This is a genomic window from Mucilaginibacter sp. (genome assembly GCF_041660805.1).
Lineage (GTDB): Bacteria > Bacteroidota > Bacteroidia > Sphingobacteriales > Sphingobacteriaceae > Mucilaginibacter.
The window spans coordinates 154,257-172,668 of the sequence record NZ_JBAZVP010000008.1 but is presented as its reverse complement, the minus strand read 5'-3'; the positions used below and the strand labels follow the sequence as shown (position 1 = coordinate 172,668).

At 40.4% G+C, this 18,412-nt stretch carries 15 protein-coding genes and 1 other RNA gene; 12 read left to right on the top strand and 4 right to left on the bottom strand.

Annotated elements, in window-relative coordinates; translation table 11 throughout:
- Positions 1–84 precede the first annotated feature (84 nt).
- Positions 85–1,266, top strand: coding sequence for an acyl-CoA dehydrogenase family protein (locus WC743_RS13100; protein ID WP_373012457.1), 1,182 nt, complete (start codon positions 85–87; stop codon positions 1,264–1,266).
- An 87-nt stretch (positions 1,267–1,353) separates the two neighbouring features.
- On the top strand, positions 1,354–3,483 hold the full coding sequence (locus WC743_RS13095; RefSeq protein ID WP_373012456.1) for an ATP-binding protein: 2,130 nt from the start codon (positions 1,354–1,356) through the stop codon (positions 3,481–3,483).
- On the opposite strand, the gene WC743_RS13090 is transcribed toward WC743_RS13095, so the two are convergent.
- The gene (locus WC743_RS13090; RefSeq protein ID WP_373012455.1) at positions 3,451–4,809 is read right to left on the bottom strand and encodes a GH1 family beta-glucosidase; all 1,359 of its coding nucleotides are present in this window, start codon (positions 4,807–4,809) and stop codon (positions 3,451–3,453) included. The genes WC743_RS13095 and WC743_RS13090 overlap by 33 nt on opposite strands.
- A gap of 247 nt (positions 4,810–5,056) precedes the next feature.
- Between WC743_RS13090 and WC743_RS13085 the strand changes: the two genes are divergently transcribed.
- The 7 genes from WC743_RS13085 (at position 5,057) to WC743_RS13055 (ending at position 9,540) form a co-directional block, all read left to right on the top strand.
- Entirely contained in the window at positions 5,057–5,569 is a 513-nt protein-coding gene (locus WC743_RS13085) for a DinB family protein (RefSeq protein ID WP_373012454.1), read from the top strand.
- Between the two features lie 33 nt (positions 5,570–5,602).
- The gene (locus WC743_RS13080; RefSeq protein ID WP_373012453.1) at positions 5,603–6,013 is read left to right on the top strand and encodes a hypothetical protein; all 411 of its coding nucleotides are present in this window, start codon (positions 5,603–5,605) and stop codon (positions 6,011–6,013) included.
- Positions 6,010–6,669: an SCO family protein gene (locus WC743_RS13075; protein WP_373012452.1), complete on the top strand. Its 660-nt coding sequence runs from the start codon at positions 6,010–6,012 to the stop codon at positions 6,667–6,669. Before WC743_RS13080 ends, WC743_RS13075 begins: the two co-directional genes overlap by 4 nt.
- Positions 6,666–7,085, top strand: a complete 420-nt coding sequence (locus tag WC743_RS13070) for a cytochrome c (protein WP_373012451.1) — start codon at positions 6,666–6,668, stop codon at positions 7,083–7,085. Before WC743_RS13075 ends, WC743_RS13070 begins: the two co-directional genes overlap by 4 nt.
- The gene (locus WC743_RS13065) at positions 7,076–7,570 is read left to right on the top strand and encodes a hypothetical protein (RefSeq protein WP_373012450.1); all 495 of its coding nucleotides are present in this window, start codon (positions 7,076–7,078) and stop codon (positions 7,568–7,570) included. The genes WC743_RS13070 and WC743_RS13065 overlap by 10 nt, the downstream gene beginning before the upstream one ends.
- 17 nt (positions 7,571–7,587) lie before the next feature.
- Positions 7,588–7,973: RNase P RNA component class A (rnpB, locus tag WC743_RS13060), an RNA gene on the top strand.
- 190 nt (positions 7,974–8,163) lie between these two features.
- Positions 8,164–9,540 (top strand): sigma-54-dependent transcriptional regulator, encoded by a 1,377-nt coding sequence (locus tag WC743_RS13055; protein WP_373012449.1) that lies wholly within the window; start codon positions 8,164–8,166, stop codon positions 9,538–9,540.
- 306 nt (positions 9,541–9,846) lie between these two features.
- On the opposite strand, the gene WC743_RS13050 is transcribed toward WC743_RS13055, so the two are convergent.
- On the bottom strand, positions 9,847–10,488 hold the full coding sequence (locus WC743_RS13050) for a DNA alkylation repair protein (RefSeq protein ID WP_373012448.1): 642 nt from the start codon (positions 10,486–10,488) through the stop codon (positions 9,847–9,849).
- 708 nt (positions 10,489–11,196) lie between these two features.
- Between WC743_RS13050 and WC743_RS13045 the strand changes: the two genes are divergently transcribed.
- Complete coding sequence (locus WC743_RS13045; RefSeq protein ID WP_373012447.1) at positions 11,197–13,086, top strand: serine hydrolase domain-containing protein; 1,890 nt, start codon at positions 11,197–11,199, stop codon at positions 13,084–13,086.
- Between the two features lie 242 nt (positions 13,087–13,328).
- On the opposite strand, the gene WC743_RS13040 is transcribed toward WC743_RS13045, so the two are convergent.
- The gene (locus tag WC743_RS13040) at positions 13,329–13,886 is read right to left on the bottom strand and encodes a DapH/DapD/GlmU-related protein (RefSeq protein WP_373012446.1); all 558 of its coding nucleotides are present in this window, start codon (positions 13,884–13,886) and stop codon (positions 13,329–13,331) included.
- Positions 13,887–14,266: 380 nt separating this feature from the next.
- Positions 14,267–16,105 carry a right-handed parallel beta-helix repeat-containing protein gene (locus WC743_RS13035; RefSeq protein ID WP_373012445.1) on the bottom strand — a complete coding sequence of 613 codons (1,839 nt, stop codon included), beginning with the start codon at positions 16,103–16,105 and terminating at the stop codon, positions 14,267–14,269.
- 233 nt (positions 16,106–16,338) lie between these two features.
- Here WC743_RS13035 and WC743_RS13030 point away from each other — a divergent pair, with 233 nt between their 5' ends.
- Together WC743_RS13030 and WC743_RS13025 are read left to right on the top strand one after the other, a co-directional pair.
- Positions 16,339–17,613, top strand: coding sequence for a DUF5690 family protein (locus WC743_RS13030; RefSeq protein ID WP_373012444.1), 1,275 nt, complete (start codon positions 16,339–16,341; stop codon positions 17,611–17,613).
- Positions 17,614–17,669: 56 nt separating this feature from the next.
- Positions 17,670–18,410, top strand: a complete 741-nt coding sequence (locus tag WC743_RS13025) for an EcsC family protein (protein ID WP_373012443.1) — start codon at positions 17,670–17,672, stop codon at positions 18,408–18,410.
- Positions 18,411–18,412 lie beyond the last annotated feature (2 nt).

The following is an 18,412-nucleotide window of genomic DNA, read 5'->3' as shown; positions in this document are numbered from 1 at the left end:
GGTCTCACACAATAAAAAACAACGATTTCGGCATATTTAAGTCGCCCCTAATTCAATATATTTGACCCACCAATTTATACTGCCATGGCTAAAACCGACCTGTACGAAGCACCTGACTATTACCTTTTAGATGAACTGTTATCTGAAGAACATAAGCTGATACGCCAAAGTGTACGCGATTGGGTAAAGAAAGAATTAAGCCCGGTTATTGAAGATTATGCTCAAAAGGCTGAGTTTCCGATGCACCTGATAAAGGGGCTTGCCGAAATAGGTGCCTTTGGCCCAACCATACCTGTTGAATATGGTGGCGCGGGGTTGGATTATATGGCTTACGGTATTATTATGCAGGAGCTTGAACGTGGAGATTCTGGGATACGGTCTACATCATCTGTACAAGGGTCATTGGTAATGTATCCTATTTACGCGTACGGATCTGAGGAACAAAAACAAAAATACCTGCCCAAATTAGCTTCGGGCGAATTAATGGGTTGTTTTGGGCTAACCGAGCCAGATCATGGTTCAAACCCCGGCGGCATGACCACGAATATTAAAGATAAAGGCGACCACTACCTTTTAAATGGTGCCAAAATGTGGATCTCAAATGCCCCCTTTGCTGATATTGCAATTGTTTGGGCAAAGGATGAAACGGGCAAAATACGCGGATTGATTGCAGAGCGCGGCATGGAAGGTTTTACCACGCCAACCACACATAATAAGTGGTCGTTACGTGCATCTGCCACGGGCGAACTTGTTTTTGATAATGTTAAAGTACCCAAAGAAAATATATTGCCAAATGTTGCCGGATTAAAAGGCCCCTTAGGCTGCCTCAACCAGGCCCGATATGGTATTGCCTGGGGTGCTTTAGGTGCGGCTATGGATTGTTATGACACCGCCCTGCGCTATTCAAAAGAAAGGGTGCAATTTGGAAAGCCAATAGCAGGATTTCAGCTGCAGCAAAAGAAACTGGCCGAAATGATAACCGAGATTACAAAAGGGCAATTACTGGTTTGGCGCCTGGCAACTTTAAAAAATGAGAACCGTGCAACAGCCGCGCAAATATCAATGGCTAAACGTAACAGTGTTGAGATAGCTATGCACATAGCCCGCGAAGCCCGGCAGATGCTTGGCGGTATGGGAATTACAGGTGAATACCCAATAATGCGGCATATGATGAATCTCGAATCGGTGGTTACTTATGAAGGTACCCATGATATTCATCTGCTAATAACCGGCATGGATATAACTGGTGAAGATGCTTTTAAATAGTAGTAAAAGCATCCAAAAAAATATTTATTAGTAGTAAGTATTTGCACGCGAGTATTATATTTGTTGTTTACCCCTAATTAACTTACATTGATCTGGAATAAAGACAATTTTGCCAAAACTTTAAACAGGCATTTTTGGCTTTATACTTTTCTGATAGCTTTAGCATCTTGCTCCCCCAAAAACACCTATAAAGACGACGGTAAATACTCCAAAGAGTTTGAACAAGCCCGTAAACAAATAGAAAAAGATTGGTTAAAAGGCGATGTTAAACAAGGCCTGCTTGCGTTTGACAGGTCATTTAATAAGATAGAAAACCCAACTATAAACGACCGTTTCCGTTTCTACGGATATCATTTCATTTACTATCAAAAAACAGTATCCCAGTTTGACAAAAGCCTGCGTTATGCTGATAGTATGCTTGCCATAAACGCTACAAGCGAAAAACACAGGCAGTATTATCTGAATATAGCTGATGCAAGTTTTGCCCGCGGCGATGCGCTTTTTGAACTAAAGCAATTTAGCGATGCCTACCAGTCATACTACCAGGGGTATCTTATTGGTAAAAACTATTTAAATTTAGAAGCCCTTGGCGATTATACTTATCGTATGGCCATGATGATGTATAAAAAGGGGCATTACAGAATAGCTTCTAATTATTTTAAAGATACCTATGGGTTCTTTAAAAATTCAGGCGATGGTTTTGTTTTCTTTTATCGCAGGCAGGAACTTTTAGACAATATCGGTTTGAGTTATCGCCATCTTAACCAGCCGGATAGCGCCATGATCTATTTTGATAAAGCGTTAGCCCTTGTAAAAGAAAAAGGCTACTTATATCCGGATAGAAAACAACAATTAGAAGCGGCACGCGGTGTTATTTATGGTAACCAGGCAGATATCTACATTCAAAAAAAACAGTATGTACAGGCAGCGGCGCTGCTCAAAAAAAGCATAACGATCAATTTACAAAAAGGGCGCGATAATCATGATGCCGAGTTAACTGAAATTAAGCTGGGCCAGATCTATCTAAATCTCGGGGAAAAAGATTCGTTAATTACTTTACTCGGGAATTTGCGTGCACAATTGGACTCTGTAAAAAACGATGATGCCGAAGCAGATTATAATCGTTTGATAGGCAATTACTACATCCAACAAAATGATCTGAAAAAAGCGATCGGTCACTTACAGCTTTACGACTCATTAAAAGATTCAATTACACAAAAGGCAAGCCTTTTAATGCAGACTGACGTTGACCAGCAGCTGGCCAATTATGAAAAGCAGCATGAGATAGATTTATTAAGCAATGATAACAAGCTGCAGGCTATCTATTTATATGTATCTATCTTTTTTGCTGTAATGGCGCTTATCATCATATTTCTGGTGTATCGTAACTGGCGGCGGTCTAAAAAAGATGTACAAACAGTTAACCTGTTAAATAAGCAGATAAACGAACAAAATGGGATATTAGAAAGCGCACTAAATGATCTTAATAATAGTAGTAAAGAGAAGGACCGCATATTGCGTACTGTTGCACATGATCTGCGTAACCCAATTGGTGGTATAGCGTCGTTAACCGCTATGATGGCCGAAGATGAGTACAACGAAGAGCAAAAAGAACTGATAAACCTAATCAAGGAAACCTCTTATAACTCATTGGAACTGATCAATGAAATACTGGAGGCAACAAATATGTCATCTGTTAACCTAAATCTTGATCAGATAGAGATTAATTCGCTGGTAAGTAACAGTGTTGAACTATTACGTTTTAAAGCCGCAGAAAAGGGCCAGCAAATTTTATTGCAAACTTTAGATAAGCAACAGGAACTATACATAAGCCGCGAAAAAATATGGCGGGTTATAAGTAACCTGATAAGTAACGCCATTAAATTTAGCCCTATTGGTGCATCTATTGAAGTAAAGGTGTTTGAAAAAGATAAACAGGTAGTTATTGCGGTTGAGGATAATGGCATTGGCATCCCGGATAAATTAAAAGACCAGGTGTTTAATATGTTCACCAGTGCGCAAAGGCCGGGTACAGCCGGCGAAAAATCATTCGGGTTGGGTTTATCTATCTGCCGGCAGATAATGGAAAAACATAACGGTAAAATATGGTTTGAAAGTAACGGGTTAAACGGAACAATCTTTTATATAAGCCTGCCGTTAGTGGGAACGGATATTGTTGCAGATCTACCTCAAAAAATTGGCGTACCATTGTCCTGATCCTTTAACAATACGCTGCTGAGTCTTAAAATCGATATATATCAGTCCAAACCTTGGGTGATAGCCTTCGGCCCATTCAAAGTTATCAGTAAGTGTCCACACAAAATAACCGCTTACCTTACATCCCTCCTGTTTAGCTTTTAAAACCTGTTGCAAATGAGTTTGCAGGTAGGCTATCCGCTTAGGATCGTTAACCTCGCCATTAATTACCTCATCCGGGAAGGCAGCCCCGTTTTCGGTGATCAGTATTTTCTTTATCTGCGGATATGCATTAAATTTTTTAAGAATATGATAAATAGCCGGTGGATATACTTCCCATCTCATAGTGGTTAACTCTTCCACATTCCTGTCTTCGGCTTTAACTAAACTGGCGCCAATGTATGGGGTAAAGAAAGAGTATTTTACAATTTCACGGGTATAATTTTGCAGCCCTATAAAATCAAAATCGAACGATAGCTTTTCTTCATCACCCGGCCGGTAATACTTTGAGATCCCTTTTAAGGCCACAACCTCATTGGTTGGGTAGCCCAAACCTATAATAGGTTCAATAAATAGCCTGTTTATTAGAGCATCGGCACGTTTGGCCGCGTTGATATCTTTTGGCTTATCAGAAAAAGGCTCAATATATGAGCAAGAAAACGTTGTGCCTATTATAGCATCAGGTAAAAGCTTCCGTAAAACTTTAGCACCCGCAACTATACTTAATACAGTGTGATGTACGGCAGGTAAAAAATTCCGTAACCCTCTCCTTCCGGGCGCATGCATTCCTAAAAAGTAACCCGCACCGGTAAACACGGCAGGCTCATTCATCACCATCCAATTTTTTACACGGTCACCAAAGTTTTGGGCGCAAATAGTAGTGAACGCCGTAAACCAATCTACAACAGCACGGTTAGTCCAGCCGCCCCTGTCTTCAAGCGCTTGTGGCAGGTCCCAATGGTAAACAGTTACCCATGGTTCAATACCTTGTTTAAGGCAATAATCAATAACCTTATTATAATGATCAATACCTGCTTTATTTACTTTGCCCTCACCATTGGGTAAGATCCGGCTCCATGATATAGAAAAACGAAAATTAGGGATATTTAATTCTTTTATAAGATCTATATCGCGTTCGTAATGTTCGTAAAATTCGCACGCTACGATAGGTTTATCGTTATTTAAGATCTTACCTTTTTTAGCCGAAAAGGCATCCCATATGGATGGGCCCTTGCCGTCAGCATCGCATGAGCCTTCTGTTTGCAGGGCGGCAGTAGATACTCCCCAGGCAAAATCATCGCCAAAAAGTTGTTTTGTAAGTTGCGGATCGTGGATGTCGGGCGTCATGCAATTGAGCTGGTTAAAGCCCAAAATGTACATTATTATTGTATAAAAAAAGCGTTACAGTTAAAAAACCTTAGTGTTTAAATGACGAACGCATGCTTTTTAAAAAAAGCCACTCACGAAAGTCACTGATTACTCTTGAAAACATGGTTAGCAGTTTCATAATGCTGTGATTTAAATGTTATACTAATTTACGGCGGCCATATAAGCTTAATGTGTGATTTACATTATATAATTATTAACATAATTTATGCCATGCTACCTGATAATTACCTGTATGATGCTTACTTTTACCGCGATGAAAAGCTACTTTATCCGCCTGTTTAATTATGACCAGTTTGCTAACAGGCAAATAAATGAATTAATACAGAAAACAAATGCGGGCGGTAAGCCTGTGGAGCTAATGGCGCACCTGCTTTCTGCAGAACAGGTTTGGCTTGCTCGCTGTAAAGGTATCAACACAAGCGGTGTAAGCTCCTGGCCCAATTGGCAGGCAGATAGCCTTGAAAGTATTATTAACAGTAACCATAATGAATGGATAGCATTTTTAAACACGCTATCTGAAAGTGATTTTGATAACATTATTCATTATCAGAACTCCGCAGGCGATGATTTTGAGAATACTTTATGTGATATTATGGCGCATGTTATTAACCATGGTACACATACCCGGGCACAAATTGGCCAGCACTTAAAGGTCAATGAAAATGATAAGCTGCCTATAACAGATTATAGCTACTATTTAAGACAAGTAAACCAATAACCATATCCTTATAAAGATTAACCTGTATAAATAATGAGAAGAATAATTGCCGCCGCCCTGTTAAGCATTACCTTATTTAGTTGTGCAGATACAAAAAAACAAGAGAAGGACCTGCTTACCGAAGTAATAAAAACCCATGATCGTGTTATGTCAAAAGATGAGCTGATCATGATAAACAAAATGAAGCTTGATACTTTGATTAAGGAAACAAAAGATCCGTTATTTAAAGCTGAGGCAACCAAGTTTGTCGCGGAGTTAGGGGCCGCCGACGTTAAAATGGAAGATTGGATGCACAATTTTGATGCAGAAAACAAGAATAAATCGCACGAAGAGATCATGGCCTATCTGACAGACCAAAAAAAACAAATTGATAGCATTGATAAACAGCTAACTACTGCTATAACATCATCAAGTACCTTCATTAAACAAAATAAAAACAAATGAGAAAACTAACAGGGGCACTATTCATCATCTTATTTTATACAGCCTGTAAGTTTAATGCTGCCGAGACGCCTAAATTGCCTATTTATGGTAACCGGGATACAGTAAGCAAAGTTGTAAATGGTAAAACAATTGTTGATTCAGTTTATGCCACTATACCTGCATTTAAATTTGTTAACCAGTACGGTGATAGCATTACCAACAAAAGCTTGAACGGTTATGTATATGTGGCCGATTTCTTTTTTACTACCTGCCCTTCTATTTGCCCTATAATGCACCGCAATATGCTTAAAGTCTATGAGGATTATAAGAACGTAAGCGATTTTAAGATCATATCGCACACCATTGACCCCAAGCACGATAGTGTTGCCGTGCTTAAAAAATATGCCGATAAACTTGGAATAAGTGGAAACAGCTGGTGGCTGTTGCAAGGCAAAAAAGAAGAAACCTATCAGTTAGGTGAGAAAAATTACCTGGTAGCTGTTAAAGAAGATAGCGGTACACCAGGCGGTTATGTTCACCAGGGATGGTTTGTTTTAATTGATAAACAAAAGCGCATTCGTGGATATTATGATGGTACCGACGAGAAACAGGTTGATAAACTAAGGGCTGATATTAAAACCCTGCTTGCCGAAACCAATACAAAAATAGCGCAATGAAACTAAGGGTAATTGGTGCCGTAATTATACTGCTGTCTGTTATAATTGCATCTTGCCAAAGCGAAGAGCAGCTGGAATTTCAGCGATATTATATTGGGGGCAAAATAATTTACGAACAAAAATGCCAGAACTGCCATAGCGCTAAAGGCGAAGGATTATCAAATCTTATCCCTCCCCTAACCGATTCTGCTTATCTTAAAACCAACAAAACAGCATTAGCCTGTATGGTAAAATACGGTATTAAAGAAACTATTATCACCGTTAATGGCAAAAGTTACGAAGGCGCTATGCCTGCAACAGACCTTGCAGCTGTTGATATTGCCAAAGTACTTACCTATGTTACCAATTCATTTGGCAATAAAATGGGAGTTGTTACCTCTGAGCAGATGGATAAAGATCTATTAAAGTGCAAGTAGGTGCTTATTTAATGAATATTATAGATAAAATACTTTTAAATAAACAATTCAATATTGTTGGATCGTTACAAAGTATTGAAACTATATTATTGACTGATAAAGGAAAGAGTTTCATACTGAAAAAGATGAATGATTGTCAATATAAATGCCTGGCAAATATTTCTATCGGCACGCTGTTAATCAAAGGAGGAATAGGCCTTGTTGATGGTATAAAAACAATGGTAATGCTTAAACCTGTTGCCAATAATATAATAGAAGTCACTTTAAAAACACACTTGAGAATAGAATTGGTTTTTGTAGCTATTATTTGGTTATCAGCCATTTGTTATCAAGTTTCAGATCGCCAGAATGTTCCTTTATGGGTGAATTTAACCCTGTTTCCTACAACATTAATTTGTTTTTGGGGTGTTTATAGATTCCAGGAACAAAGATTACAATTAAAAATTGAGACCCTTTTAAAAGCGGAGGGAAACCTTCCTATTTAATTTTTCCTACCTTTGTAATTGCAAAACGTTCTATCGCTCTTCGCTTCGGCAAAGGGAGGAAAGTCCGGGCAACATAGAGCATCCTGCTTCCTAACGGGAAGGCGCCGGCAGCCGGCGACAGCAAGTGCCACAGAAATGATACCGCCTCTGATTTTTATCAGCGGTAAGGGTGAAAACGTGAGGTAAGAGCTCACGGCTTTTCCGGGCGACCGGGATCGCGGTAAACCTCAGGAGTTGAAAAACCAAATAGGTTCTGAAAGCGGAGCTGCTCGCTTCCGTGCCGATTCGTCGGCCGTCAGAATGGGTAGGTTGATTGAACCTTTTAGCAATAAAAGGGCAAGATTAATGATAGAAATTCCCCTTCCGGGGAGAACAGAACCCGGCTTACAGGTTTGCTGCTGAGAAAATCCCCTCTTTGGAGGGGATTTTCGGTTTTTAGAGAGTGGTTTATTTAGTGAATAGTTTCTTGAAAAACATAACCACTCACCTAATCAACTCAATTAACAACCCTCTAAATTGAAAGTGTGTAATTTACTATACAATATATATATTAGCTGCTCAAACATTCTTCCCGTTTTTTAGTTTATGAACACATGGCGAAAATTTTAATCATTGATGATGAACGGTCTATCCGTAATACCCTTAGAGAGATTTTAGAATACGAAGACTATATTGTTGAGGACATAGATAATGGTGTGGACGGCCTTGAGTTGATCCGTAATAACGATTATGACCTGGTACTATGCGATATTAAAATGAACCGCATGGATGGCATGGAAGTGCTTACAGAGGGCTTAAACATTAAGCCCGACCTGCCTTTCATCATGATATCCGGCCATGGTACTGTTGAAACCGCTGTTGAAGCCAGCAAAAAAGGCGCCTTTGATTTTATATCAAAACCACCTGATCTTAACCGCTTACTGATTACCGTACGTAACGCCCTTGACAGGGGAAGCCTGGTTGTTGAAGCCAAAGTTTTAAAGCGTAAGGTATCAAAGGTGCGCCCAATTCTGGGTGAATCGCAAGCTATTTTAAGAATAAAAGAAACTATTGAACGTGTTGGCCCTACTGATGCCCGTGTATTGGTTACAGGTGCCAATGGTAGTGGTAAAGAATTGGTAGCCCGCTGGCTGCATGAAAAGTCAAACCGCGCTAACGGGCCTATCATTGAGGTGAACTGTGCGGCCATCCCTTCAGAATTGATTGAGAGTGAACTCTTCGGCCACGAAAAGGGTTCATTTACATCAGCTATTAAACAACGCATAGGTAAGTTTGAATCTGCCAATGGCGGTACGCTCTTTCTTGATGAGATAGGCGATATGAGCCAATCGGCACAGGCAAAAGTATTGCGTGCACTTCAGGAAAGCAAAATTACCCGTGTGGGCGGCGAAAAAGAGATTGATGTTGATGTACGCGTTGTTGCAGCAACAAATAAGGACTTGCTAAAAGAAATTGAGGCAGGGAATTTCCGTATGGATCTTTACCACCGTTTAAGTGTAATCCTGATACATGTACCACCGCTTACCGAACGTCGTGATGATATTGCTTTGCTTACCCAAAGCTTTTTGGATGAAATATGCAATGAATATGGCATGCCTACTAAGAAGATCTCTGATGCCGCACTGGATGCCCTGAAAGCCCTGCCATGGACAGGTAACATCCGCGAGCTTCGTAATATGGTTGAGCGCTTGATCATTTTAAGTGATAAAACTATTACTGATGCCGATGTTAAAGCATTTGCGAACCCATCGGCACCGACTGCGGCTGGAGCAGCTAATGCCGCACCACAAACAGACTTTGACCAGTTTACCAACTTCCAGGAATATAAGGATTATGCCGAGCGTGAATACATTAAATTCAAGCTGGAAAAAAACAACTGGAACGTATCAAAAACTGCGGATGATATTGATATACAACGCAGCCACCTTTACAGTAAGATCGAAAAATTTGGTTTGAAGAGAGGGGAATAAAGATTTAAATATGTAGAGACGAGAAGTATCTCGTTTCTACATGTAATTGGCTATGCCGGTTCGACTCCGGCGCTGGGTACAAAATCACTTGCCGTAAGTTGAACGTATGTTTGGCTTACGGTTTTTTTATTATTAGCGAGGAGATGCAAATGCCTCCGCAGCTTATGTAGGCCTTAGAAAGGTTCATTCTCCCAATAACCATATTCTATTTTCATAACTTTTTACCGTGAGACTGCACCTTTAGCATTACGCAAAAACCAAAGGTTTAGGTGTAACTTACATGAGCTGTTCTGTTGTCACAGGTAATTATATATTTCGTTTGTTGCTTTCCAACGCAACAAACTCCGGCAAGTAATCAGGAGTGCACCCTTTTGATACCATTTCATCTTTATAGAGACCTGTTTTTTCGCCAAGAGCGACACACCTATTTCGATACTTTTTTTCATAAACTCCAATCCAGCCTGCGGTGAAATTCATGGCCCATTGAACTTCGGGCTCTTCTATGGTAATACTGGTCTCAATTGCTGAAAGTAAGTCGGGCGTATTTTCTGGAGGCGTATGTCCCATCCATCTTAATCTTGCTTGATAGTACCAATAAGTTCGTCTTTGAAGTGAAGAAGGACTATTTTCCCAAGACTGGATCAGTGCAATTGTCTTTTTCTCCTTAGTGAGCTGATTGGCCATTAGCCAATCTATTAGCTGATTTCGCTCATTAAATGGATGAGTCTGCATATCCTTATCAAGTATATTAATCAAATCTTGGGAAAGAAGCTTATTATCCATAATCAAAATGGCCAATTGCCTGGGCAAAAACCTCCCGGTTGACCATAGTTCCATAGCCAGTTCATGATCCTTTTTGATATCCTTAGCAATTTTACGTAAGTCCCCCAGCTTGGTTTTGGTATTGATTTGAGCTATGATGTTTCCAGCTTGTGAAGAGAGTTTCATATCAATCTTTTGTTAGTGAAAATAAATAATAATTGCGCTGCAATAAAACATCTCGCTAAATTAATATGATTCGACAATAACCCAGCCTTTACTTTTTAACTTATTCCATAGCTGCCTAAAAAAGGCGATTTTCTTTAAATCTGTTAAAAACTCAGTTGACAATAATCCTGTTTGGAGTACCGGAAAATTTAGGTAGTATCCAACTTTACTGTACTAATTTAAAACCCCCTTTACAATGATGTAAAGAGGGGTTTTTGTTTCTTCAGTTTTTCGGTTCAATTCAACCCCGTCGAAGGCAAACCTAAGCGATTTCTGACCCTGATCTAACTCACTATAAATCCTATTCTATAAAACCTTTAACTTTTAAATCTTGGATTATTGGCTCTATAAGACGTAAAAAGCGCTCTAAATGTTGAAAGTATTCCCGCTCAGGGGGACACCCCTCTTTACAGTACGTAGAGAGGGTTTTTGTTTTTAGGGGACTTATAAGTGCTTCCATTGCTTGGAAACAACGCTTTTTGGTTCGATCTCCGGCAAGGTTAATCCATTACACCCGGCCGTATTGGTCGAACCGGCAGATATAATAATTAATTAATTAAGCAGATTCTTATTAAGAATACTGCATATGGCTCCGATTGTGTTCGAATGGATAAATGCGAACGTTTGACGGCATTACTTAAGTTAATATTGCCATCTAAACTTATAGCCATGTCGATTATCAACAAACCCGGAATTTGTATTTTACTGATCTCTTTTTTATTTGCACCCTACGCACACGCTCAAACTGCAACCTTTAAACCTAAGTCTGGTCTGGATTCTTTGTTGATAGCTATTGAGGGTACAATGAAGAAAGAGCACATGCCAGGATTAATGCTTTCCATTGTAACTAAAGATTCTATCTTATATTCGGGAGGGTTAGGCTACAGTAATCTTGAAAATAAGGTCAAAGTAAATAGCTCAACTTTATTTCACATGCAGTCGGTGACTAAAATGTTCACCGCCCTGGCAATACAGAAGCTTATAGCAGATGGCAAGCTTAATTTAAATGATGAGCTTAGCGTAATAGCACCTAAAATCTTATTTAAAAATGCCTGGGAGAAAACAGACCCTGTGAGGGTAGTCCACCTACTCGAACATACTGCAGGATTTGATGATGTGCATCTGAACAGCATGTTTAACAGATCAGGAAAGCCGCTCAATGGCCTCAAAGCTGTAGAAGCTATCTCAAATTCGCTTACTTCGAGGTGGCGACCGGGAGAAAGGATGTCTTATTCTAATCCAGACTATGTAGTTTTAGGATATCTGATTGAAAAGCTTTCACGAAAGCCCTGGAACGAATACATTATGCAAAACGTGTTGTTACCTCTTGGTATGGCAGGATCGTTCTATGATCTTAACGGGCAGGAGAACCCCAAATACGCCAGAGGTTATTATTCTACAGGTAATACTTATAAGCAATTTATTTTTGCTCCGCCTGGCGGTAACGGGGCCGGCAGTGCACTGGTATCCAATGCAAATGATATATCAGAATTTATAAAGAACCTTCTGAATGGCTGGAAAACGGTTAATGGGCAATGGTTGTCTGAATCCAGCCTTGAAGAGATGGAGAAGGTGCACAGTACCCTTGCCGCCAGGTACGGGCTTAAGACTGGCTATGCGCTTGCTAATGAGCTTTTCCCAAACAATAAAAAAATTACTTTTAGAGGCCATAATGGCACGGGAGAAGGGTTCAACTCCTGGATATTTTATAACAGAGAAGCAGGCATTGGTTATTCCATCTGCAATAATGGCAACAAAGGGATGTGGCCAATTTCACAGCTTATTGAAGATTTTTTGACCAGAGCGCTTAAACAGCAAAAACTTCAGGACAGTAAGCATAACATAGATTATTTGTCTCCATTAACCGGATACTACCGATTCACAAATCCCCGCAGTGAAAAAATAGGGTTCTTTGAAAAGGTTTTTGAAGGGTTTACGCTGTCTATTGTTAAGAATAAATTAGTAGTAACTTTCCGGAACGGTCGGTCAGATACCCTGATTAACACCGGAGGCAACGTGTTCAGAGCTTCAAATGATATTATTCCGTCATTCGTATTAGGTAAGGATAAAAGCGGACAGCCTTTTTTCCATGGCTACGGCAATGGTTTTTATCAAAGGACTTCCTATGGATGGATACTTTTTCAAAAGACACTAATACTTGGTGGTATTGCAGCGATGATCCTGTCTGTTTTTGTTGCTCTTGTAACGATCATTCTTAAGATGTTCAAAAAAGCGAGATGGATGGACGTTATTTTAACTGTTTTGCCGGCTTTGGGCGTATTATCGCTAATAGCAGCCTACCGCAAGATGAGCCTTACCGATGAAATTAATAAAGCCGCATTCTCAAGCGTAAATTATACAACTATATATATCTTTTTAGGAACATTGGGGTTCGGCTTGCTAAGCCTTGCATCAATATATTTTCTTTATAGCCGTTGGTCAGTAATAGGCAACCGTTGGTTTAGAGCACTGTTGACATTAAATAATATATTTATCTTCTACATGGTCTGTTTGCTTTTTTATCACGGGTGGATAGGCGTACGGATTTGGAGTTTGTAAACGTTGAAGCAACATCCCGGAAATAAAAAGATATTCAGGATTCCACTCCATTTACAGCACAATTTCAAGGTATCGACAAATAGCATTTAAATAACCTATTCGCTTCAAATCCTCGATAAAATGGTTCGACAATAATCCTGTTTCTGGTACCTGAAAATTTAGGTAGTACCCAACTTTACTGTAATAATTTAAAACCCTCTTTACGATGACGTAGAGAGGGTTTTTTAATAAGCATAAACTGTTTAAAAAATTGTCCTGATCTCTTTTGCGGGAACGCCTCCGACAACAGTATTGTCCGGAACATTTCTGCTAACGACCGCACCGGCTGCAACGACAGCGTTTTCGCCGATGGTCACACCTGGTAAAATGGTTGCGCCCGCACCAATCCAGGCATTTCGTTTTATCAAAATAGGTTTGCATAGCATCCCCCGCCGGTCTGCGGGATCAAGCGGATGATTTTCCGTAATGAGATTCACTTTCGGGCCAATGAGCACATGGTCTTCTAAGGTGATGCCGCCCATATCCAGGAAAGAACAGGCATGGTTGATGAAGACATGTTTGCCGAGATTTATGAACCGACCAAAATTGGTGTAGAACGGCGCAAATATGGTAGTACTCCCGTCCAGTGCAGTGCCAATAATCTCGCTAAGTTTCGTTCTGACCTCATCTACATTGGTTGCTGCATTGAGTGCCGGTGATAAAGACAGTGTGCGGCTGACCACCTCATTTACCCTAAAAAATTCCGGATCATCCAGCCTGATGAGTTCTCCCGCTTTCAATCTTTCGAAAATATCTTTCATAATATCGTTGACCCTTTATTTCTTTTAAAACAAATCTTTACAATGCGTGCACCGTCTGGCACGAGTATGCAGTGCCGGGCTAAGGGTGGCGTACTCGTGTCTTTTATGTTTGGTACTCATTTAAGCTAAAAGTAATTCATAGAATGCTACTTTGCAAGAAGCAGGCACGGTGATAACACCGACTATAGGCTGAACTCAATCAAGTTTATATGCATCAACTGATTTCCCTAAAAATGTCGGCACATAAATGATCCTGGCTTTGGGATCATAACCAATATCTGCGGTTCTTTTTTTCGTTCCCGATGAAATAGGTTCGACCTTTTCCAGGCTCTGGGTACCGGGCCAAAGTAAGCTCTATTTTTAGTTCTTACTCCGGTTTTTTATTTTGGTAAAAACACGTTCCCAAACAGCTTAATATTAAAACAATCCTGAAACTCGGTTACTCCCTTAATATCGACTATTCCGGATGATTTAATTTCGTTACCTGAGAATTTAATACCTGAGGTGCTCTTGGCAAAAAGCACCTTACTGTTCTTGTTTAGCACAAAATGATTATTACTTATCACAATGTTATGGTGCACGGGCTTATTAAATTTTTTATTTTCCGGGTGGATGCTGATGACGGGGGCACCGCATTCAATAAACTCATTATGCCGAATGGTAGCATTTTTAACCGATCCCGATTCAAACCAGCTTTCGGCGTCATCCTCAATCAGGACAGCATTCCCGCGGACGCGAAAGAACCGGTTGTGCTCAATCAATATCCTGCGACGGGTTGTGGCGAGAATGGCGCGTGTTGGAATTCGTGCGATAATAGTATGATGAACCCATAGTTCTGGTGTCCTGGTTGTGTTTTCAACTACATCATTAGCCTGAATATCTTCCGGAACTGTTTTTTTGAGCGTTAACAGGATGTCCTTGTCGTTAAGTCTTTCGCTATTAACTACAATATTGGCGGAGTACGGGTTTAATGTTTCGGCATGCACAAAGTCAATACTGTCTCCCGGCAAAAACGCGGTGAAGCCATAAGTCTGGTTATGCATAAAACGCACCTTTATTTTATTTTCGGCAGGTCTTTCAACAATTCTCAGATGGGTCCCATGTACATTGATAGCATCGTCATTAGCGGCCGAAAGATAACTATTGCTAATTTCTATCCTTCCGCTGCAACCCGAAAAATGTAATATATCCGCCCAGGCAGAACATGTTCTGCCTGTTCCCTCTTCCGGCCTCACTATTACCGAATCCATTTTGATATTACGACAGAACTGACTAACAATCCCCATACCATGCATAAAGTAGATTCTGACATTTTTAAGCCTGATATTGCTACTGTATTGCATAAAGATACCAGCACAATCCCGAAGCACATCTCGGGTCTGATAAATCAACCCGGCCTTAAACCCGGGATTTTTATCAAAAAAAGCCCTGACAATGCCATTACCCATATCGGCATATCTTACTTTCTCCAGGTTCATATCCTGTCTTTCAACGTATTCTGTTTTCGGGTCAAACACCTGCCAGTACCATTCCGGCTTGTGCCTCCACCCCTCGCCTTCCCACCATAATACGCTGTCCTTAATACTGTATGCCGAACTGCCGTTCATCTTTAAGTCGGCGTAGCGTTCTGTCAAGGCCATAATCTGCATTTCAGATACCGTTGGCCGATAATAATCATAACTTAGCCCTTCAAGGCTTATGTTACTGCTATTGCTGATACATGTCTCTATCATTTTGCCTCGTAAAATAATTCTTGCTTTATTGGCACTCACATTTACGAATTTGGAATTGACGATATACAAGGCTATTGCCTTCGGGGCCATGGGCACATCGTTAGTGTTTGATATATGCAGGGCCGTTTTGTAGGAACTATCAGGATAAATATTGTATCTGCCTTCTTCGAAATTTATACTGACTGGTTTTTTACTGCTTGCCTTCGCTATAATCATTAGTGACTTGTAAAAAGACCCGGGCTTTATCCATACTTTGTCACCGGCAGATAAGATCAGATGGTTGATACGATCAAATGTTTTCCATGGCTTGCTATATGTAGTGCCGGTATTAGCGTCATTCCCTTTTTGTGGGTCAATGTAGTAAATTTTTCCGCCGGGCGATAATTTACGTTCACGATAGGAAGGATAAGGATTCGTAGCTTTCGCGTTGATGGTGAAAAACGCGGTAACCAAACAAATTATCACTCTGTAAATAATTCTGTTCATTAAAATTGTTATCAGGTATTGATCTGTTAAAGTTAATTTCTTTTAACACTATTATACTTGATTGCCAAAAATGATTACCTACTAAAAATAAATAAATTAACGCGTCTAAAATACAAGGCAAATTCTTAGCAGATAAAAATTATCCATCATTTCCTTACATTTAGCCTGTGATGGTGTTATCCGCACCCTGCCTATCATCCGCTAAAATCCTTACATTGCCGCAAAAATCATCAATGCTTTTAAAGTCCAATAAAATAAGCGGTACCAGGCTGCAGGTAAATATTTATGCTGCTGTTACAGTCTTTTTAGCCTACACCATGATCTTTGGTTTCCGTAAATCGTTTACGGTAGCTACTTTTGATGGTATAACTGTAGCCGGTTACAGTTATAAAACACTTTTGGTGATAAGCCAGGTACTGGGCTATATGCTGGCAAAATTCTACGGTGTAAAATACATTGCCGAACTTAAACGTACCGGCCGCGGAACTATAATATTTATACTTACGGGCATAGCATGGTTTAGTTGGTTATGTTTTGCACTGGTGCCTGTACCCTATAACATTATTTTTTTGTTTGTTAACGGCTTCCCTCTCGGTATGCTGTGGGGCGTTGTCTTCTCCTACATAGAGGGCCGCCGGGGGACTGATTTTATTGGCGCCACACTTGCGGTGAGCTTTATTTTTGCGTCGGGTTTTGTACGTTCTGCAGGTGGGTGGCTGATGCTGGAGTTTGGTGTTACGGAGTTTTGGGTGCCATTTTTTACCGGGCTATTATTTGCGGGCCCGTTGCTGCTGTTTGTGTATTTGATGGAAAAGATCCCGCCGCCTGATGCCGGCGATATAGCCGACCGGATGGAACGCACTCCCATGAGTAAAGCCCAACGTAATGCCTTTGTACGCGCGTTTTTGCCCGGCCTTGCCGCGTGTATTCTTATATACACTTTCGCTACCATATTCAGGGATATCCGCGATAATTTTGGCGCCGAAATGTGGAAGGAAATGGGCTTTTTTAATCAGCCTGCTATTTTTTCTAAAACCGAAACCCCTATTACGCTTATCATTCTTGTGCTTATTGGCAGCATGGTAATGATAAGGGACAGCTATAAGGCACTAATGACGGCACACATTTTCATAGGCATTGGTTTTTTACTGGCAGGCTTATCAACCCTGGCATTCTTAAACGGCAGTTTGGCGCCAATATGGTGGATGACCACCGTAGGCCTCGGTCTTTATATGGTGTATATTCCTTTCAATGCTGTCTTTTTCGAAAGGCTTATCGCTACATTCAGATACGCCGGTAATGTGGGTTTCCTGATATATCTGGCCGATTCCTTTGGTTATGTAGGAAGTGTGGGCGTGTTGTTCTCTAAAGAGATATTTAAGGTGAAGCTTAACTGGGTTACTTTTTTTTCAAACAGCGTGATCGCTTTATCAGCCGTTGGCCTGTTTCTTACGTTGTTCTCCGCCCTTTATTTCGCCAGGAAATACAAACAGGCCCATTCAGCCTGATGCCACTTAATTTATAATCGATAAAACAAAACCGTTAAACAGGTATCTTTATCATTATGATATCCTACGAAGAACAAGTTTTAACAGAACTGCATGCCTGGCAGCATCGGATGCAAAAAGGGCCTTCGTTATCAAACCGGATAGCCAAAAGCCTGCAGAATAAAATTAACGGTTGGATACCCGAGAAAGTTCATAAGGTTATAACCGTTACTATCGAAAAGATGATAAAGGCAACCATCTTTGGCATCAAATACACAACCACAATTAAACTGGCGCCTGATGCCTCTTTGCTATTAAGGGAAAGCTATATTAAACAACAGGTAAGCTTTTATCAAAAAACAGCAACTGTAGAAGGCGCTGTAACCGGTGCTGGTGGCATCTTAATGGGCTTTGCCGATTTTCCTGTTCTTATCGGTATAAAAATGAAACTGTTGTTTAATATCGCCTCTCTTTACGGGTACGATGTTATGGATTATAAAGAAAGATTATACCTGCTGTATATCTTCCAGCTTGCTTATTCCAGTCAGCAAAGGCGAAATGAGATCTATCTGCTGCTACAAGATTGGGATAACTATAGCCGGGCTTTACCGCAAAACGCGGAAGATTTTGACTGGCGCATATTTCAGCAGGAGTACAGGGATTATATTGATCTGGCGAAAATGGCCCAGCTGCTACCTGTTATTGGGGCCGCTGTTGGCGCTATTGCTAATTATAAGCTGGTTGCACAACTGGGCGAGATAGCCATGAATTGCTTTAGGATGCGGATAATGAGCAAAGCAGGAAGATTGGAGCGTTAATA